Consider the following 19,928-nt stretch of genomic DNA (forward strand, 5'->3'; position numbering starts at 1 on the left):
GCGAAGTCTGGGGAAAGGAAAATAGGGAAAGTGGTAAATACCGATTACAGGTTCGGTATTTACCGAATGTTCCAATGATTCTTCAGGGTTTCAGGCTCGTTTCAAGGTTTTTGATTTTTCGGCTCAATGACGTTCGCCGCATCTTTCAAGAGTCCTCGCAGGGTTTTTTCCGTTACAGCCGCTCCCGCGGTCTGCAGGTCTCTGACTAAATCGCTGATACGCTCCAGCCGCGTGGCGTGAATGTTCAGTCCGTAGCCCTGCATCGCGAGACCGCCGATTATCTTCAACGCCGTGGTCCTCGACTTTCCGGTCAACGCGTCTGATTTCATCTGGTTCAGTTCGACAGTCAAGGTTTCCTGCTCATCGGTCTTTGTGCGCAGATCTCCGCGTAGCCTTTCGATCTCAATCTGCAAGCTCTCGCACTGGCCGCCTATTACTGACATGGACTCTGCTTTCGATTTCCACTGCGCGCGTTCTCGGTCGCAGCTTGCCAGTGCCTCTCGGAGTCCCGCATCAGTCGTCGGCAAAGACACGCGAGACGGCAGAGGGTAAGCAAGCCCGTTCGCGTGACACCATGAAACCATATCAGCAGGCACAATGCACCACTCTGTAGGCATTCCATTATTGTCAAAATCAGTGGCTTCGGCAGTAAGCTCGTCAGCCACGATCGCCCGCTGGAGTACTGATTTCCACCGCGAGACCTCAACATACTCGTCATCTGATCGATAGCCACTCGCTTCTAGGTCAACACCGGCGAATGCTGATGCTGCCTCACTATTGGTTAACGTCGGAAGCAAGGACATAACTTGCTTCCAATCTGGCCAATCAGGGCAAGCCGGCTCCCGTGCCGGCAGGACAGCGGGTACCTGTATTCCTCCCTTCTCCAGCAATGGCCATACCTCAGAGCGAAGGAAGCCAACGCAGTCGAGCATATCAGAAGGGTATTTCATCGTCGAAATCCTCGAATCCTGGTTTGTCTTTCCCGTATTCCGCCCATGTATTGAGGCGTTGACGGGCTGCGTTCTCGCGCCTTCCATTCTCTTCAAGTGCTACGCACCCATAGGATTGACTCCATTCGTGGAATGCTAGACGCGACCACGCCGGATCTTTCGCGAGCGAAGCAGCTAGCATTGCCGCCGCCCTCTGCTCCGGTTTCCCCGTGCTGCTTGCGATGATTCCGACCAAGTCACGGATCGAAATGAAATCTTCCCGTTCCTGCTCCGGGTCTATCATTTCAGCGCCCCTTTCACGCTTCGCCCTTAGTTCAGGATGCCGCGCCAGCCAGGCAAGGGAACCAGGTTTTTGCCCTCGGGGATCAGCCTCGGGCTAGGCGCAGCAAAAATCAGGTCTTTTCAGGTCATGCCGCCACCGCAAAGCGTCGCACGTCGATTTCCACACCTGCCGCCGCATGTTCGGCTTGTTTCAGCAAGGCAGCGGTCACGATTTCTTCATGGAAGGGTTCGCCGCAGTTCTCGCACACCAGCGTCGGCACTTCGCGGAAAACGATCGTCATGCCGTCGCGCTCAAATGAAACAGTCACAGCGCCGGGTCGGGTTTCACCGTATCGGCAGATAGGGCATTTCACTTTGTTCCCTCGCCTTGCTGACAATCTTGACGAAGAGATAAACCAGCGGCCGCTCAGGCTTGCCGTTGATTCGCTCGATGCTGGCCTCTACCGTGTAAGCGCGCAGCCAGTTCGCCACGGTGGCGCAGTAAGGCTTGGCGATGTAGCCTATACGGCCGGCACGATGACGCACGGCGATAGCATCAGGATCAGCCGGGTTGTCTGGCTCGGCGACCAATGTGACGGACTCGCCAACAGACAAACTACTTGCTGACACCGCCTGATGGCGAAAGCCGGCAACCTCCATTACAAGCTCAAGGGGGGGGAGGGCATCGGCTAAGTCCGGAATGATCTCGAAGCCGTCTCCCGGTAGCTTCGCCCCCGTGTAGGCCAACAATGCCATGTCGGAGCCATCGAAAGGTATCGGCAATCGAAACTGTGCCAGGTACTCGGAAAAATCTTCCCGCTTCCTGGGCGGTAACCGACGCATGAAAGCTTTGAGGACGCCTGACGAAGTGTATTCCTGGCCCTTGCCGATTGAGAACGCCGGAAACCCCTGAAAACCCTCGCTCCGAGCCTCCTGGTAGTCCGACAGATTCTCCAGGTATCGGAAGACGGCGCCGTCCGCCCTCCGCTCAATCTCACCCACGATGCGACGCGAACGATGCTCCATGCCGGCCACTGGCCGTTGCCAGGCCAGGAACAGGCGATGTGGCTCAACAAGGTGTTGGATGCGGTTCATTGCAATACCTTCAGCAAAAGGTCTCGACGAATCTCGACAAGACGAAATATCAAGTTTGCCCGCCACGGCGACAAGGGAACCGTCATCGGGATCTCGGCAAGGCGATTGAGAGTGTCACGCAACGCGACCATGTCGAATGCCGATAGGCGAGACATCATCAGATCGCGCAAGAGCGGAAACAAATGGGCAAACTTCTGCACCCCCGATAGATGCCCTTCCCGGTTCGCCGATTCCAACGTCCATTTCATGTGATGCGTTCCATGGGTCACATACCGTAACCATCGTGCATCGTCCCAATTTTTTCCCTGAATATGTTCCGACAGCTCATGGCCCAGACTGGTGCCGTTGTCGTAGCAGGGCGAAAGCCGGACCTTCGGCCCTTCATCGGTAAGATCGAACAGCGCCCCCCAATTGTCCTGGTGCCTGTCAGTATTGCCGCACAGTGCATCGAAAAGCAGGGTTTGCCCCCACGTCATTCGCCAATCTGACTCCATCCAGCCGTGCCTATCTATGGTGCGGAACAGGACTCGTATCGAATGGAAATTGTGCTGACTACCCTTCTCGCGATTGAAGCCTTCGAGCATTTTCTGCATGAAGTCCCCGCCCATCACGAACCGTGTCTTGCCATCCTCATAGAACCACTCAATTAGTGCGGCACATTGCCCCGAAGAACTATTGACAGCAGGGTATGCCGGTGGCACCTCGACTCCCAATAGGCCACCGATGTGATAGGCAGCGATCTCTGCCCAGAACTGCTCGGGAAATGCCTTCCGCGATCGCTTGAACAGATACCGGCGCCCAGGCCTGATGTAGTTGGGCAGAGGCCCGGCGGGTGGAAAACACGCCGTCTTGGCGCGCGCGCCCTCCGGGTAGCGTGCAAAATCTTCATCCTCCGTCCAAGTGGCGACGTCAATAGGCTCCGACGGAATGATGCGGGTCGCGAGGCTCACGGAATGATCCTCATGCGTGCTCGTCAACGGCGAAGATGCGTCGCACCATGTGCTCCCAAAAAATAAGCATTACGCTACGTTCCGGCTGATCGACAAATTCACCACTTCGGCCGCCTCTTTCATGCCGCCAGCTTCCATCATCGCCGCCGTTGCCGTGTTGACAGATGCCCGCACCGGGTCAAGGTCGAGTCGCGCATAGATTGCCGTTGCCTGCTGGCTCTTGTGGTTCAGGCTCTTGCCAATGATGGCCAACGATGCGCCCGTCTTGGCTTGCCAGCTTCCCAGGGTGCGCCGCAGATCGTGAAGGGTAACGCCGTTCGGGTCGTTGCGCCCATAGGGGATACCGGCCCGCTCCATGATGCGAATGACCGCCTTCTTCGGTTCCTCGATATGCCCGCTGGTGCCGGTGCCAGGAAAAACGAACACAGCGCCGGGCTTGGCAGCCTCCTTTCGTGCCTGCAAGATGGTCACTGCTTCAGGCGATAGGGTCACGTTCTGCGGTGTGCCGTTCTTGGTGTCGGGAATGCGCCAGACGGAATCGGCCAGGTTGATTTCTGCCCAGCGCATCGCCAGCAAGTTGGCTCGTCGTGCGCCGGTTAGCAGCGCCAGCAGGACGTAATCCCGTAGTGTTTCGTTCTGCTCTTCCGCCACCGATTGAAAGAAGCGAGGCAGTTCGTCGGCTTGTAGGAAGCGGTCGCGTTTCACCTTGGCGCGCGTTCTGATTCCCGTTACCGGGTTCGCCGTGGCATAGCCCCATTCGATCGCGCGGCCATAGATGCTCGAAACCAGCGCCCGCACGTTGTTGATGGTTGCACCGGCTTTTCCCTCCCGTTCAAGATCGGACAGGATGCGCGAAATCATAGCGCGTGAAATGGTGGTCAGCTTTCGCGGGGAGAGACTTTGAAGATGATTGGTGTACAGGCTTTGGTCGGTGGTCCAAGATCGTTTTTTGATGCCGTGCCGTGCGCCATATTCCTTGAACATTTCGGCAAAGGTCGGTTCTGCCTTGAGTGCGCGTTTCACCTCAGCAGGGTTCGCGCCGTTCTCGATTTCGGCATTCACCGTAGAGGCAGCCTTGCGCGCTTGCTCTACGGTCATGGCAGGGAAGCGCCCCAGGGTTACGCGCTCCGGCCCGCCGCCCTTGGTGCGCCGGTACATGGAAAAGGTTTTCACGCCTGTTGGGCTTACCCGCAGTTGCAGTCCTGTTGTCTTGGTGTCGTGGTAGGTCATCCGCGCGCCGGTCGCCGGCAATGGCAGAGCGAGCAGCTTTTCCTTGTTGAATTGGAACCTCGTTTGATCGTCCATGCCGTCACCTTATGCTATTAGGTTGTACCGGGGTTACTCCTGGGTTACATTTGCGGTCAAAAACCATGCAATTTGGTGTAACCCAATTAAGGAAAGTATGTCAGCAACGTCTTGATTTGTCAATATTCGTTAAGGTTTAGTAACCCACGGAAAACGCTGGACTTTGTGATTCATAACCCATAGGTCGGTGGTTCAATTCCACCCATCACCACCAGCAAAAATAGAGGCTTAGCCCAACTCCCCAGGTTGGGCTTTTTGCTTTCTGGCCTTCGTGTAGCCACCGTGTAGCCAGATTCGATCAATCCGAATCCACTCCAGCAAAGAAAAACCGTCTGAACGGGTCGTTCTCTTTCCTGTACGCCTCGACGGCTTCAAACGTATCGTATCGGCGCCAGACAGATCCGCGCAGATTGACGTAAAATTTGCTGCTAGGAAATTGTCGATTGCCACCATGTCCGTCACCATGGAATCCGCCAGATCAACCTGTTGCCGACCCCAGCCTCGCGCTGGAAAAGACCATGAAGAAATGCAGCATCTGGTAATGCGGCACGATCTCATTGCCGTGTCTGACCGGGAGTTCGTTAACTTGTCGGCAGCAGTTGTTCCAGGCGGTTCGAGTACAGACTTCGACAGTTTGCCGTGCCGTCGCGGATGAGTTCCGGACTCGGCGAACTCGCCGGATAGCGCCTCCCCTGTTTTTTCCATAGCGAAACCACGACAATCATCATGAGCAACGAAAAAAATCCCGTCGTTTTCGGCACCGAGGACCTGCTGATCAGCCTGTGCAACTCGGTAAGCAAGGTGCTGACCGCCGCAACAAAAAGCCAGATTCACTATTCCGGAATGGCTCAGCGGATCACCAAGACCTGCCTGAAGCCGGATATCGGCTGCTTCGTCCTGTTCGATGGTGGTTTTTCCGGCCTCGTGGTCATCAACTTCTCGGCGCAGGCCGCCATGGAACTGTACGAAAGCTACATGCTGGACATGGGCATGGCGAAGGAAGGCTTGGCCAGTTCTCATACCTCGGACGAGGTCAGCGATGTCATGGGGGAACTGATGAACCAGATCGTTGGCGACTTCACCGGCAAGGTCGAGCGTGAATTGCAGACGCATATCACGCAGAATCAGCCGAGGATGCTGGTCCTCAACAAGCAAGTGATGTTGAGCGTGGATACCAACCTCGACAATCCCGAGGCCCGGCGTGTGACATTTTTCACCGGTCGTCACAACATTTTCTACCTGGAACTGGCAACCGACCGGACCGAGTTCATCCGACTGTATGACTTCGAACCCGAGAAGGCTCCCGACCCGGACGAGTTGATCGCCCAGGCCAATCGTGAGTCCAGGGACTCCACTATCGTTTCCCAGCAGACGCCGGCAGACGATAGTGACGACCTGCTCCGGTCGCTCGGTATGTGAAACTGGCGCAATAACTCCTCGGTCTGCTCCTGCCAGGAGTTCTGCGCTGCTCCGATCTTGTTAGGACTGACCGCTGTCCATCCCTCAAAACGGTTGGACCCTCTTCAATCCTGGTTTGGCGCCAAGCACGGCATTGCCACGAGAAACGGCGGTATCAAGTGCTGCCTTGGCCGGTTTCCTGTCGGCCCAGACGGCTTCCAGTTCCTCGTCGGTAATGATGCGAACCGGGTCGATGTTGGCGACGCGAGCGCCCGGTTGGGCACCCTTGCCATCGATCGAGGCATAGGCCAGTTGCAGGGTCTGATCCTCGTTCTTCAGGAGCTTGCTGTGGGCAGCGCTCCGCGCCGCAGCGGTGAGTGGCAAGGGGCCGAAGGTACGCACCAGTTCGATCTGCATCTCGGGCTTCAGCAGAAAGCTGACAAATTCTGCGGCCTGTTTGTATCGGGCCGGCGAATGCCCATTACCGGACCATAGCGAAGCGCCATCGGCCAGAGTGTGCTGGCGGCCGCCATAGACATCCTCGTGAAAAGGCAGCGCTGTCACACCAAGTTCAACGCCCTGGGCATCGCGAAAATCGGTTGCCTCACGGGAATCCGTGGTGATCATCGCGCATTCGCCATTGCTGAAGTGGGCACTTGCCTCATCACGCCTTCCAAAATTCCTGAAGTAACCTGCCTTTACCCAGGTGGCCATCATCGCGACGTGTTTTACCTGTGGTAGTCCGTTAAAGGTCAGCTGGCCCCTGGCGTTCATCGCCGGCGCGCCGGACAGCGAACTGACGTTGTCGATATGCACCCATACTGGCCAGGACGACGTGTAGGGGCAGCTATATCCGGCGGCCTGAAGCTTGTCGAGCATGCCCTGCATCTCCAGCCAGGTCTTCGGCGGCTGCTCGGGATCGAGCTTGGCCTTGCGCAGCGCGTTCTTGTCAAAGAACAGAACCGGCGTCGAGTAAACCAGAGGCAAGGCGACCAGACGGCCCTTGGCATCAAGTACGCCGGCCTTGAGATCAGCGGACAACTCGTCAACATTGAGCGGCTGCCCGGCTTTGGTCATCATGTCATGGAGCGGCAAGAACTTCTTCTGCTGAACCAGCACTTCAGCCATGTCATAGCGGCTAACCAGGTTCAGTACTGCGGGTTGTTGGCCCTTCTCATAGCGAACCAGCTTCATCGAACGACCACTTTCCCTGTTGAAACGGTCAACGACTCCCTGCAGGCGTTCTTCGCCAAGGGGACCGAGGTTGTGGGCAAGTTCGAGATCGGCGGTGGCAATCGGTGCCGGCTTCGGCTTGGTGGCCGGTTTGGCTGGGGTTGCTGCCGGTGCGGCGAAAGCCAGCACCAGGCCGGCGGTGAACGCTAGGGGACGGAGGAAGGACATGAGCACTCCTGCAAGCTTGTTGAACCACAAACGAAACCGCCGCCCAAGGCCCTGGTGGGCACCGGTGCCGGCGGCACTGACGTGCCAGGTATGCGTTGACGCACCCGATCTGGCCAGAAAGACAGCGGGCACCGTCGCGCAGTGGCTATTCCATGCCAACGCTGGCCTCGATCCGGAAGAAGTGCTCGGCACGGCGATTGGCTTCACTCCGATAATCTTTGCGCTTGTCATCGGTGGCGTCGAAGTCGATCCTGGCCGCCTGAACCGCGCGACAGGTCATGTAGGCTTTGGCCTCCGGCGTCGAAATATCATCCAGATGATTGCTGACGACATCGACCAGGCCCGCCTTGCGCCGGAACAGATTCACATGCGACTTGAAGTCGGTGGCGCGCTCGTCCATCAGGCTGGCGGCGCAGACGCTGAAGTCGGCGCCATGACACCATCTCGGCAACTCGACCTGGTGCAATGCGTGGGCATCGACACCCAGATGCTGATCGACCTGTATCAGCGCCAGCAAGAGTGCGTCCTGATACGACTGTGCATTCTGGAATACGACTTGCTGGCATTCGCCGTCCTCGCACCTCGAGCTCAACTCCTGCAGCAACCACTCGATGATGCTGCCACGCGAATCGCGCTGGCGTTTCACCAACGCGGCGTCGTGTATGCGCAGAAATTCCGGCTTGAGTCCGGAGCGGGCGCAGGTTTGTGCCTCCCAGGCGGCCATCAGGTCGTCGTCGGTCAAGCTTGGGGCAGCAGCGTGGGGCATCAGATCCCCGCGGACCAGCAAGCGGTTGGCCTGTTCATCAATGGCAAAACTGATCCGCCGGTAGCCGATCGGCCAGTCCGACAGCGAACTGACGTTGAGTTCCAGTACCGGGCGCAGGGCGAGTAGGGTATGCACCGCCCAGAAGCCGCGGTGGGTGTGCGCCGAAAGGTACACCAGCGGATGACGCAGAATCGACATCAGGTTGCGCAGCAGCAGGCGCGACGGTAGACCAAGATTCGACCAGTTGTGATGTCCGGCGAAGACCACGATGTCGCCGGCGATCACCGCTTCGATCACCCAGTCCCTGACTACCTGAATCTGATCCGGGTGGATATGACCGGTGGTTCCCGGGCTACGTCCCATCAGGGTATCCCAGGTGCTGACCAGCGATCCTGCCTGGTTGGTGTCCAGGCCGATGATCACCACCCCGCGCGGGGCGCCCTCGGCGCGGGGAAGGCGCAGCCGTTGCGCGAGGAACGAATCGGCATACTGATAGCCGTCCAGCAAACGCACCTCCATGGCGGAAATGAACGCCTGCGGATCCGGATTTCGCCAACTGATCCGGAAGTCTCCCTCGACGGGCGGATCCGGCAGACCCGGAGCACGCCCACTACGCGCCTTGTTCCTGAGGTAACGGACAATGAAGTCGCGTTTGCTCAGCGCTTCGCGATCGGTCTTGCGCTCGCTGTCTTCGGGCGCTGCTCCGCGGCGGCAGGCACGATTCCAGCGTTTGGCGCCCGCATCCATGACCGCGTCGAGCAGCCGATAACCGTAGATCCCGAACATCAAGCCGTCGTGGTTGCCCGGCAGGATCGCTACCGGCTGCCGAGCGCCTTTGAATATGCGATCCATGCGCTGCGCTTCCGATTGGCACGAGAGGTCCATCACATCGCCGAGGTGAATGAAAGGCTCGTCGGGATCATGCTCAAGCGCCCACTCCAGAATGCGCCGCCCGAACAACGGTTGCTCCGGCGGGCGCTGGGCCACCTCGACGAAAGCGTCAATGGCGCTGTCGTTGTCGTGCAGGGGATACCCGGTAGACTCGTGCTCCTGCGTGTCGCCGACCGCGATGAACGGCGTTGTCAGCGTGACGTACTGGCCGCCGGGTTCAGGCAGTGGCCCGGGTTGCGGCTCGAAACCGGCACAGCCGCCCAGGACTACCAATGCCAGAGTGAAAACTGCCCACAGGGGGAGGTCGACAAATCGGCAATCCGGGCAGGAAGCGACAGCAAGTGTCGCAAGACTAGTCGCATCGTCGTAGCTGCCGTCGCCATCGTGCCACTGCGGCGAGTTCCCGAAAATGAGCGGCTTCATGGTGGTGAGGGTTTCCGGCGTTTCTCCAGAGCCAGGCACTGCATCAGTTGTCGTTCCGCATCGTTGGCCTCTCCGCGCGTATCGATGCCCAGGAAATGACGACGAAACGCCGCCAAGGCGGCCTCAGGGTTTGCCACGTCGTATCCGATGGCCTGGAGTGCGAGGACAGGATCGGATAGATCCGGAAGCAGCGTAGTCGCTTGCTGGCGGCACCACAAACCAAATCCCTCAGTCGCCAGACGTTGCCACGGGAAGTACCGACTCGGGTCGACTTTTCGACCAGGGGCCACATCGCCGTGTCCCAGGAAATTGTTTGACGGAATCCGGTAACGGGTTTTCAGGCCCCTCAGCAAATCAAGGAGAGTCAAGATCTGCGCCTCGGAGTAAGGTTCGGCCCCCGTATTGTCGAGTTCGATACCGATCGACGCGGAGTTGATATCGCTGTTGCCTCCCCAGTAGGACGCTCCGGCGTGCCAGGCGCGCCTGTTTTCTTCGACCAGTTGGTACAGGGTGCCGTCGCGTCCGATCAGATAATGCGAACTGACTTCGCGGGCGGGATCGGTGAGCGTCCTGAGTGCACGCTCGACGTCGCCACTGCCGGTGTCGTGAATGATCACGAAGTTTGGCCGGCGGGCGTTGTGGTTTGGCGATGGCACAAGAATGGCATTTCCCTCGGGACTCACCGGAAATCCGCCGCATCCGGCAAGCAATGCACAGGCGAAACCAAGAAACACGCAATGCAGGAGCCGAGAAATCATCTCAAGTCACCAGGGTTGAAATCTTCATCCGCGGCAACCGGCACTCCTGCCGTTGAGGGCGCGCCAAGCCAAACGAACTGTAGCAGCAAAGCTTACCAGCGAACCTGCACTTCCTGGATCACCTGTGGCGTGGCGCGCTGGATCGTGAACTTGATGCCTTCAACCTCAAGCGTTGTTCCCGGACGGGGAATCTCGCGTGCGTGCTCCAGGAGAAAGCCGGAGAGTGTGTCGTAGTTACCATTGCCGGGGAGCTTCAGTCCCAACTTCTCGACCAGCATACCCGGATCGGCGCGGGCACTGACCAGGTAGTCATGGTGGCCCAGTTTCTTCAGCCACTCGGCCGGCTTCTCCTGCCGATCATATTCGTCCTGCATGTCCTCGACCACGTCTTCGATGATGTCCTCAATGGTGACGATGCCTTCCGCGCCACCAAACTCGTCCATCACCACCGCCATGGCATCACCATCCTTGCGCAGTTCGACGAGCATCGATTCGGCACTCTTGCTGGCGGGAACGTAGCGTGTCGGGCGGATGAATGGCTCTATCGACGAGGACTCGTCCATACCGAGCAGGTCCATGGTGTTCAATACGCCGACGACCCGGTCGATACGCCCGTCGTAAACCGGCAGGCGAATGTGCGAACTCTCCACCGCCAGACGCACCGCCTCGCCGACGGTCACGTGCTTTTCGACGGCGTTCACGTCGATCAGGGGCACCATGACGTTGTAAACCGTGGTCTCGGAGAAATTGAACATGCGCCGGATCATCGTTTTCTCGATCGGCTGGATGTCTCCGCCTTCCTGCGGCGGCATCTGCACCATGCTCTGGATCTGCTCGCGCAGAGTGAAGGGGTTGTGTTCGTCTCGGCTACCGGCAAGACGTGAGAGAAACTTCGATAGCGTCACGAAGACGACCAGAATCGGCCAGAAGAGGATCGAGAAAAAGCGCAGCACGTAGATCACGTACGGTGTGATCGTGTCGGCGCGCTGCTGGAAGACACTCTTCGGAACGATTTCGCCGAACACCCAGATCAGTGGCGCGACCAGGATCACCGCCAGCCAGCTTCCCGCCTCACCGAACAGCGAGATCATCAGAGCCGTGGCGATCGTCGAGTTGGTGACCACCGCAATGTTGGTCCCCACCAGGGTCGTCGAGAGCAGCCACTCCGGCCGCTTTTCGAGCATTTCCAGGGCCAGGCGAGCACCGCGCGAACCCTTGGCGGCATCGTGACGCAATTTCATGCGGTCGGCACTGACGACACCAAGCTCCGAGCCCGAAAAGAATCCCTCGGCGATCAGGCAGAGCACCATCAACGAGAGCGTGATCCAGATTTCAGATTCAGACATTCTGACGTCCCCCGTTTGGTCGCGGCGCAGCCACGTCCTCCTGGGCAGCCGGCACGGTGGCTGGCAGCAGTTCGGGGGACGCACTGCCGGTGTCGGCGCACTCCGTTTCCTGCGGTTCGACCGAAATCGGCAGGCGTTCGACGACGACGCGCGTGATGCGGTTGTGCTCGATGTTGTCAACCGTGAATTTCAGACCACAGAGGACGGTTGCTGCGCCGGCAGCGGGCAGCTCGCCAAAGGCTGCGAGCAAAGCGCCGGCCAGAGTCTCGACCTCTGCGCTTGCGATGCCGACCGAGAACTCCCGGTTGAAGTCGTCAAGCAAGATGCTGGTTTCGATCAAACGACGCCCGTCGGGAAGTTCGCTGAGCAGGTGTTGGTCAACCACCTCGCTGTCCGAGGGGCTGACGATCTCGCCGAAAACGCACTCAAGCAGGTCTTCCATGGTCACCAGGCCGGTGACGCCACCATACTCGTCGACGATCAATCCGAAGGATAGCTTGCGCTGGCGGAAATCGTGGAACAGTTCGACCGCCGGCTTTGATTCGGGAAAAAAGTTCGGTTGTCGCAGCAGCTTGCGGAAACCCTGGGGATCACGTTCCAGTCTCGCGAGATCCACCCCGAGCAGATCGCGCGTGTGCAGGATCCCGAGGATCATGTCGCGATGCCCCTTGAAAACCGGGTAGCGTGACTGGCGGCTGGCCCTGATCTGGGCAATCAGCCCCGCCACCGGCAGATCGGCCGAAAGAAACTGAATGTCCGATCGCGGCCGCATGATGTCGCGCAGCGATTTGTTGCCGAACTCGAAGATCTTTTCGATGTACTGTGCTTCCTGGCTGTCGAGCGCGCCTTCGCCGACGGCGTCGTGAACCAGCGTGCGGATCATGTCCTCGGTCACCAGGTTGCCCTGCGAGCGCTGCTTGCCGACGATCAGGGTAATGAAGAAATCCGAGACGTACCGTATCACTTCGCGCAAGGGCGTGATCAGGCGGGCGACGAGCGCGATCGGGCGGCTCTCGAAGCTGGCGAAAGCGACGTTGTTGCGAATGGCCAGGACCTTCGGGGTGATTTCGCCGAACAGCAGCAGGATCGGCACCATCACCAACAGGTTGATCATTTCGTTTTCGGCGCCAAAGAGGTGGATGATCATTGCCGCCGAGATCACCGACGCGGAGACATTGACGAACTCGTTGCCGATGAGGATGGTGACGATCAGGCGCCGCGGTTCGCTGCGCAGCCTATCGATCAACTCGATACGCGGATTTTTGGCGGCGCGCATCTGTTCGAGCTGGAAAGAACTCAGGGAGAACAGCGAGGTCTCGGTACTTGAAAAGAAGCCCGAGAACCCCAGCAATACGACAAAGACGACCAACTCTATCCAGAGTGCTGGATCCATGCATATCTCCTAAATTTCCTGCCTGTGCTGATCAGAAACTGGCCCTCGCGGTGCCACAGACAGTTCGATGGAAAGTTCGAAGCTGCCGGCGATGCGTTCCTGCCGGCTTGGTATTCGCATTGCGCGATGGTCTGGTTATCGGCGACGAAGTGCTGTAGATCAATCCGGTGGCCCTGCTTCACAGACTCGGCGAGCCATTTTCTCGGAGTTTGATGCCAAGGTCAATGGTTCGAAGTCTGGTCGTGAGAGCAGACTTGTCTTGCCTAGCCGCGGTTGACGCTGGTCGAGGAGATCAGTTCGCGTTCGTCGAGTTCCGCTTCAATCGTCCGCAAGGTTTCGTCGTTGATGGCATCTGCTGCGTGCAACTCGTGCAGGCGCTCGCGTTCGGCGCGGATCGCCGCCAGACGCAAGTGCCGTCGCAGCGTGATGTGCGTTGCCCGCAAGTTCGCATTCTCGGAATCACCTTCGAGCAGTTCGAGCTTGCCTTCATAGCGGTGCACCAGTTGTTCCACGAAAGACACGTCCTCGGGATCCGCAAGCCCCTTCGCGCTGAGCGTCACGGCGCCGATCGCGGCGCGCGCGATTTCTGCGCGCGCTGCGCTCTCCTCACGCGCAGCCTCTTCCTCGTGGTCGAGCGCCAGCTTGCGGATAATCCAGGGCAAGGGAACGCCGTTCAGGGCGAGCGTCAGGATGATCGTCGCCGCTGCCAGGAAGACGACGAGATCGCGCTCGGGGAAAGGTGAGCCACCCGCAACGAAGGCAGGAACCGACAGCGCTGTCGCCAGGGTGATCGAACCGCGTACCGCTGCCCAACTCACCAGCAGCATCCGCTTCGGGTCCGGCCCGGAGCGGCTGCCTGCCCAGCCCCAGTGCAGGCGAAATCGCGCATGCGCGGAGGCCCACACCCAGCCGATACGCAGTGCCATCAACAGCAGCCACAGCACGAGAGCATAAAGCGCCAGGTCGAGCGGGGCGAAGTGGTCGACACTGGTCAGCATGCGGCGCAGTTGCAGGCCCAGCAGGACAAAGACCAGTCCGTTCAGAATATACGAAAGCATCCGCCAGACCTCACGCGCGTGCCGGCGCGCATCGGCGGTGAGCCCCTTGATTTCCTGGCCGCTGGCCCACAGCCCGGCGGCAACAACGGCCAGGATTCCCGACACCTGCAGCACCTCGGCGGCGAGATACGCACCGTAAGGAATCAGTACCGTCAGCAGCGTTTGCAGTACCGGGTCGCCGGCCTGCAGACGGATGAGTCGCTGTCGCAACTGACGTCCGCACCACTCGCAAGTGATGCCGACGACCATGCCGCCGCCGGCCAGGATCACGAAATTGCCGGCGACCTCGGCCGACGAGAACAGTCCGGTCGCCGCCGCCGCCACGGCAAGCTTGAAGGCCACCAGTCCCGAGGCATCATTGAGCAGGCTTTCGGCATTGACGATGTGTACGATCCGCCCCGGCAAGGGCAGGACTTCGGTGGTCGCCACGGTCGCCACGGCATCGGTCGGCGAGACGATCGCCCCGAGGGTAAAGGCGACCGCCAGGGGCATCGACGGAATCAGCCAGTGCATCACGTAGCCGACAGCGACCACAGTCAGCACGACCAGGCCCAGCGCCAGCAGCAGAACCGGTTTCAGCACGCGCACGAAATCGCGACGCGGCAACACCCAGGCGTCGGCAAAAAGAATCGGCGGGATGAACAGCAGCAGGAACAGTTCCGGATCGATGTGGATGGCGTCGAGGCCGGGCAGAAACGAGCACGCCAGACCGACGACGACCAGCAGGATCGGCAAGGGCAGCGGTGTCCAGCGAACGAGCGCGCCGCCGACGGCGATCGCCAGCAGCAGCAGCAGGGTGAGTTCGATGACAGGCATGGCTGATTCTACCGTACGCCCGCGAGGAATGCGACGAACGTCAAGCGGCGGGGACGGGCTGGAGGAGTAGCGATTTCCCGGCCGCTTGCACTGCGAATCCCGCACTTCCTATACGGGCAGGTCGGCCCTGCCCGTCGCCGCGACGATTACTGGCCCTGCAGTACGGCCGGCATCACAGTCTTCGCCATCCTCTTGGCGAAATAGTAGATGCGCTTCTGCTTTTCGCTGATGTCGACTTCCAGAACGTAGGCTGGGAGGCGATTGGGTTCCTCGGCAATCAGCCGGCTAGCTTGATGCGCGGCTGCCGATTCGGCGATGGCGTTGATCTCCTGCTTCATGCCGATCACCACCTGCGCCGCCCGTTCGTTATGTTGCCCGACCGCCTGCACCGCCGCCGCAACCGCCTTGCTGATGGCTGCCTGGAAGCCCATGAGCACTTCCTGGGTCGTTTCGCTGACCTGTATCCTGTCGCGTATGCGGTCATGCCCCAGCACCACCAGATTGGTTTCGACGATGTCGCCGATGTTTTCGAGGTTGCCGACCGCTTCCATCAACTGCAGCAACTCCCGGCTTTGCTCGTCACCAAGTTGCTGTTTGCTGATCTTGCCCAGATAGTCGATGATCCCGGCATGCAGGATGTCGACCGTGTCGTCCATCTGCCGGATCTCCTCGAGCGCCTGGCGGTCGCCCTTGATGATCGCCGGCATGATGCCGACAAGCATCGCGTTGACTGTCTCGCCCATGTGCGTGATCTCCATGCGGACCTGGTCGAGGGCTAGCGAAGGCGCACTCAGCAATTCATCCTGCAGGAACCTGGGGCGGACGATGAGCGCCGCCTCGGCGAGCGGCTTGTCGGGTACCAGCCATTCGACCAGGCGCGCGATCTGGGTGGTAAACCAGATGAAGATCAGCGTGTTGGCGATGTTGAAGAAGGTGTGCGCGTTGGCGATCTGGCGCGGCGTCTCGGCCGCCAGCCGGGCCGTGCCGCTGAGATTGGGGTAAGCCGGAGAGATGCTGGTCACCAGATCAGCAATGAAGCCGATGAACGGCAGCCAGATCAGTACTCCACCGACGTTGAAAAACAGGTGGACCAGCGCCGCGCGCACCGCTTCGCGCGGCTTGCCGATCACCGCCAGCAGCGCCGTCGCGCAGGTGCCGATATTGGCGCCGAACGCCAGCGCGATGCCCGCCTGCAGGCTGATGAAGCCTTGGCTGGCCATGACGATGACGATGCCGGTCGAGGCCGACGAGGACTGGATCAGGGCGGTGAAGGCGGCGGCAATCAGGACGCCGACCAGCGGGTTGTCCATGCTCTTCATCAGGTCGAGGAAGGGCTGGTAACTGCGCAGCGGCTCCATCGCCTCGCTCATCACATGCATGCCGAAGAACACCATGCCCAGGCCCATCAGCATCCCGCCGTAGTGTTTGATCCGGTCGTTCCTGGCGATGAACAGCATCGCAAAGCCGACGGCAATCATTCCCAGCGCCGCCTTGGTGATCTTGAAGGCGACGATCTGGGCGGTGATGGTGGTGCCGATGTTGGCGCCCATGATCACCCCGACGGACTGCGACAGCGACATCAGCCCGGCCGAGATGAAGCCGACGACGAGTACCGTGGTCACCGAGGACGACTGGATTACCGCGGTGACCAGCGCACCGGTGCCGACGCCCATGAACCGATTGACCGTCAGCCTGGCGAGAATGCCTTTCATGCGCTCACCGGCGACGGCCTTGAGGCCTTCCTCCATCTGCATCATGCCGAAGAGGAAAATCGCCAGACCGCCGAGCAATTCGACGGTCATCATTCCCCACGCCATTTCGCCGGCTTCGTCGCCGGAGGCCGCCAGCGCCGGCCAGGCCAGCGCACACGACCATGCCCCGAGAGCACAAAACGCGAGGGGGAGAGCAGCACGCGTACAGAGATTCAGATGCGTTTTCAGCATGGATCACTCCTTCGATGGTTGCGAGCCGGTGAAGAATACAATAAATCCTTGCCGCATACATTCCTCTGGCCCTCGGCGACAGTCACGCGCCCATCGCCGAGGTGGTCGCGTGTACCCGACAGGCTCGCTGTCGGCATTCCTGCAGACCGCTGCTGGTCGCCGGGTTGCGGACCGTAGCACCACCGCTGCCGATGGCGTTTGTGCTTGTTTCTTCGCAACATAAAGCTTATCCTCTCAGGTCGGGCGGGGGACCGTCCTGGCAGCGGGTTGCTTCGCAAGCAGCGTCCGGCGCTGCGATTCGAGATGCGTGGCACGGCATGCTGGCCGGTGAACATCTGCTGGGGCGGGGGTATTTCATGGAATGGGTGAAGGTGGCCGGCGACTTCTTCGGTCAGACGTCGATCGACTGGGAGTTGCTGGTCCGTCTGTTGATCCAGTGTGGCCTGTTCAGCATGTCGGCTTTTTTCTCGGGTTCCGAAACGGCGCTTTTCTCGCTCAGCCGCATCGACCTGCAGAAACTGCGCAATTCGCGCAATCCCCATTCCGAGAGCATCCACGCCATGCTCGACGAGCCGCGGCGTCTGATCGTCTCACTGCTGTGCGGCAACGAACTGGTTAACATTGCCGCGGCGGCGAACATGACAATGATCCTGGTGCGAGCCTTTGGCGAGGAAGACGCCGGCTGGATCAACGTCGTGGTGATGGTGCCGTTGCTGCTGCTGTTCGGAGAGGTGACGCCGAAGACCATAGCCGTCAATTTTCCGGTCAAGTTCGCCACGCTGCTGTCGGCGCGCTTCCTGCCCAAGTGGATCTTCATTGTCACCCCCCTGCGCAATGTCGTTCGGATGGTTGCCGATCGGGTCACGACGCTGGTCGTCGGCGAGCACGTCGGGCGCGAGAACATCCTGAAGGCCGACGAGTTGCGTACGTTGATGGCCGACAGCGAGGAAACGGGGGTCATCCAGGCGTCGGAACGGGTGCTCATCGACAAGGTGCTCGAAGCGGCGGAGACCGACGTGGCACGGATCATGACCCCCGGCCCGCGCATCCGCTTCCTTGACGGCGACCTGCCGATCGCGGAACTCGTCGAGCGCTTCCGCAGTTTTCGTCATCCACGTGTCCCGGTTTATCGCGGTCACTGGGACAATGTCATCGGCTTCCTGCATGCCGAGGATCTGCTGCGCCGCGTCCGCAGTGAAGGCGGCCTGGCCGCGATCGAACTTCGCGACATTCTGAAACCGGCGCACTTCGTTCCGCCGACCAAGAAGGTCGATGAGATGCTGGAGTACTTCCAGCGTTTCGACACGCGCGCGGCGGTGGTGATCGGCGAGTACGGCGAGGTCCTGGGCATCGTCACCATCAAGGATGTGTTGAGCTTCATCTTCGGCGAGATTTCGGGAAAGATGCGCGGCCAGGAATACTTTCAGCAGGAAGACAACGACAGCTTTACCGTCCCCGGCTACATGCGCCTGGCCGACGTTCGCACACTCACCAATTTCGATATCGACGACCCGCTGATGAACACCATCGGTGGGGTGACGCTGGTGCTTTTCGGGCGCCTGCCGCGTGTCGGGGAGAAGGTGTTTTATGCCGACTACGAGATCACCGTGAAGGAAGTGAGCGGCATGCGCATTACCAGGGTGCGCGTCTCGCGCGGCGCCACACCCGATGAGCCTGAGGACACGCCGGACGAACCGCTGGAGATGGAAAGTGTGGCCGAGCCCGCTGCGGGAGGCCCATCCGAGAGCCTGCAGGTAGATCAAGGGCAGGCAGCCCTTGGCGAGTACGAAGATGATCTGCTCAATGAGCCTCCCGAGTCTGGGTCGGAGCCCGGGCACCTGGAGGATGACGCGGCCGAGCACAGGACGCCGGCGAGCAAGACCACCGGTACGACGGACTAGAAGGGGAGAAATGCAATGGAGCTGGTTCTGCAATTGCTGGTCATCCTGGTCTTTCTGGTGCTGAAGGGGTTCTTCTCGGGATCCGAGTTGGCGATGATCAATTCCGACAAGATCCACCTGCGCCATCAGGCGCGGCTCGGTGACCCCGGTGCGAAACTGGTGTTGAACCTGTTTCGCACTCCTGACGTGATGCTGGGCACGACACTGGTCGGCACCAACATCGCGACGGTGACGATCACCACCATGGGCACGCTGATCTTCGTGCACCTCTTCGGGGATAACGGCGACCTGTTTTCGGTACTGATCTTCACGCCCTTCCTGCTGATCTTTGGTGAGATCGTGCCGAAAAGCATCTTTCAGCAGAAGGCCGACTGGATCGCCACCCGGATCATCTATCCGCTACGCTTCTTTTCCTACGTGTTCTATCCGGTGATCTTCGTCTTCAGCCGGGTCGCCCGCGTCGCCGCCCGCCTCTTCGGCGGCGCCACTTCCGGGCAGAGCGGATTCATTACCAAGGACGAGTTGCGTGTCCTGATCGACCTGTCCGAAACGGCATCGGACAGCGCCGCTACCAGCAAGCAGCGAATCCGTCGCATTTTTCGGTTTGCCGACACCACGGTGGGGGAGGTGATGACACCGTTGGCCGAGGTCATCGGCTTCAACGAGGCACGTGAGATGGGCGAGGCTGTGCGCCGTGTCTGGGCGTCCGGGTTCAATCGATTGCCGGTGTTTCGCGGCAACATCACCAATGTCACCGGGGTGATGACCTTGAGCACCTGGGATCTGCTGCTGCCGGATATCGAGCTGCGGCCGGTGGAGGATTTCGTCAAACCCGCTCTTTATCTGACGCCGAAGCAGAACCTGGATCAGGTGCTGCCGCTGCTGCGCGCACGTACCGATCATATGGCCATCGTCGTCGACGAGTTTGGTTCGGCGATCGGGATCCTCACGATGGAGGACATTTTCGAGGAGGTCGTCGGCGCGGTGGACTCGGGCTACGATTTCGACACCATCAAGACTCGTCGGGTGAGCATCGAGTCCGCGGGTGATGACACACACGTGGTCAGCGGACGGGCGCCGATTTCCGAACTGAATGACTCGTTGAAGCTCAATCTGCCGGTTGGCGAAGCGCATACGGTCGCCGGATTCCTGATCAACCGCCTGCGGCATATCCCGGAGGTCGGTGATACGGTGGTGGAGCAGGGGTATCGCTACACCGTGATCGAAGCGGACGCGCGCACCGTGACCAAGGTGCGTGTCGAACGTCTGTAGG

General features: G+C 59.9%; 17 protein-coding genes. 3 read left to right on the top strand and 14 right to left on the bottom strand.

Annotation, left to right across the window (positions count from 1 at the left end; translation table 11 throughout):
• Positions 1–101 precede the first annotated feature (101 nt).
• The 7 genes from AC15MQ_RS19295 to AC15MQ_RS19325 all read right to left on the bottom strand — a co-directional run bounded on the left by AC15MQ_RS19295 (position 102) and on the right by AC15MQ_RS19325 (position 5,295).
• Positions 102–803, bottom strand: a complete 702-nt coding sequence (locus AC15MQ_RS19295) for a hypothetical protein (RefSeq protein WP_483081034.1) — start codon at positions 801–803, stop codon at positions 102–104.
• Positions 804–933: 130 nt separating this feature from the next.
• Complete coding sequence (locus tag AC15MQ_RS19300; protein WP_483081035.1) at positions 934–1,233, bottom strand: hypothetical protein; 300 nt, start codon at positions 1,231–1,233, stop codon at positions 934–936.
• A gap of 124 nt (positions 1,234–1,357) precedes the next feature.
• Positions 1,358–1,585, bottom strand: a complete 228-nt coding sequence (locus tag AC15MQ_RS19305; protein ID WP_483081036.1) for a type II toxin-antitoxin system MqsA family antitoxin — start codon at positions 1,583–1,585, stop codon at positions 1,358–1,360.
• Complete coding sequence (locus tag AC15MQ_RS19310) at positions 1,557–2,306, bottom strand: HIRAN domain-containing protein (RefSeq protein ID WP_483081037.1); 750 nt, start codon at positions 2,304–2,306, stop codon at positions 1,557–1,559. Before AC15MQ_RS19310 ends, AC15MQ_RS19305 begins: the two co-directional genes overlap by 29 nt.
• The gene (locus tag AC15MQ_RS19315) at positions 2,303–3,256 is read right to left on the bottom strand and encodes a HipA domain-containing protein (protein WP_483081038.1); all 954 of its coding nucleotides are present in this window, start codon (positions 3,254–3,256) and stop codon (positions 2,303–2,305) included. The genes AC15MQ_RS19310 and AC15MQ_RS19315 overlap by 4 nt, the downstream gene beginning before the upstream one ends.
• A 69-nt stretch (positions 3,257–3,325) precedes the next feature.
• A complete protein-coding gene (locus AC15MQ_RS19320) occupies positions 3,326–4,561 on the bottom strand; it encodes a tyrosine-type recombinase/integrase (protein WP_483081039.1) in 1,236 nt (411 codons plus the stop codon).
• A gap of 581 nt (positions 4,562–5,142) precedes the next feature.
• Positions 5,143–5,295, bottom strand: a complete 153-nt coding sequence (locus AC15MQ_RS19325; RefSeq protein WP_483081040.1) for a hypothetical protein — start codon at positions 5,293–5,295, stop codon at positions 5,143–5,145.
• Between AC15MQ_RS19325 and AC15MQ_RS19330 the strand changes: the two genes are divergently transcribed.
• Positions 5,288–5,980: a DUF3334 family protein gene (locus AC15MQ_RS19330; RefSeq protein ID WP_350496534.1), complete on the top strand. Its 693-nt coding sequence runs from the start codon at positions 5,288–5,290 to the stop codon at positions 5,978–5,980. The genes AC15MQ_RS19325 and AC15MQ_RS19330 overlap by 8 nt on opposite strands.
• Before the next feature lie 84 nt (positions 5,981–6,064).
• Here the strand turns inward: AC15MQ_RS19330 and AC15MQ_RS19335 are convergent, their stop codons facing one another.
• From AC15MQ_RS19335 to AC15MQ_RS19365, 7 genes are all read right to left on the bottom strand, one after another.
• Positions 6,065–7,360: an extracellular solute-binding protein gene (locus tag AC15MQ_RS19335; RefSeq protein WP_483081041.1), complete on the bottom strand. Its 1,296-nt coding sequence runs from the start codon at positions 7,358–7,360 to the stop codon at positions 6,065–6,067.
• A 145-nt stretch (positions 7,361–7,505) separates the two neighbouring features.
• Positions 7,506–9,440 (bottom strand): hypothetical protein, encoded by a 1,935-nt coding sequence (locus tag AC15MQ_RS19340; RefSeq protein WP_483081042.1) that lies wholly within the window; start codon positions 9,438–9,440, stop codon positions 7,506–7,508.
• Positions 9,437–10,123, bottom strand: coding sequence for an N-acetylmuramoyl-L-alanine amidase (locus tag AC15MQ_RS19345; RefSeq protein ID WP_483081043.1), 687 nt, complete (start codon positions 10,121–10,123; stop codon positions 9,437–9,439). The genes AC15MQ_RS19340 and AC15MQ_RS19345 overlap by 4 nt, the downstream gene beginning before the upstream one ends.
• 167 nt (positions 10,124–10,290) lie before the next feature.
• On the bottom strand, positions 10,291–11,544 hold the full coding sequence (locus tag AC15MQ_RS19350; protein ID WP_287653356.1) for a hemolysin family protein: 1,254 nt from the start codon (positions 11,542–11,544) through the stop codon (positions 10,291–10,293).
• Positions 11,537–12,937, bottom strand: coding sequence for a hemolysin family protein (locus AC15MQ_RS19355; protein ID WP_483081044.1), 1,401 nt, complete (start codon positions 12,935–12,937; stop codon positions 11,537–11,539). Before AC15MQ_RS19355 ends, AC15MQ_RS19350 begins: the two co-directional genes overlap by 8 nt.
• Before the next feature lie 263 nt (positions 12,938–13,200).
• The gene (locus tag AC15MQ_RS19360) at positions 13,201–14,811 is read right to left on the bottom strand and encodes a Na+/H+ antiporter (protein ID WP_483081045.1); all 1,611 of its coding nucleotides are present in this window, start codon (positions 14,809–14,811) and stop codon (positions 13,201–13,203) included.
• Positions 14,812–14,957: 146 nt separating this feature from the next.
• A complete protein-coding gene (locus tag AC15MQ_RS19365) occupies positions 14,958–16,754 on the bottom strand; it encodes a Na/Pi cotransporter family protein (RefSeq protein ID WP_483081046.1) in 1,797 nt (598 codons plus the stop codon).
• A 317-nt stretch (positions 16,755–17,071) separates the two neighbouring features.
• Here AC15MQ_RS19365 and AC15MQ_RS19370 point away from each other — a divergent pair, with 317 nt between their 5' ends.
• Positions 17,072–18,655, top strand: coding sequence for a hemolysin family protein (locus tag AC15MQ_RS19370; RefSeq protein ID WP_483081047.1), 1,584 nt, complete (start codon positions 17,072–17,074; stop codon positions 18,653–18,655).
• A 15-nt stretch (positions 18,656–18,670) separates the two neighbouring features.
• Positions 18,671–19,927, top strand: coding sequence for a hemolysin family protein (locus tag AC15MQ_RS19375; RefSeq protein WP_483081048.1), 1,257 nt, complete (start codon positions 18,671–18,673; stop codon positions 19,925–19,927).
• The last annotated feature ends 1 nt before the right edge of the window (position 19,928 follow it).

It is taken from the genome of Candidatus Accumulibacter propinquus (assembly GCF_056856495.1).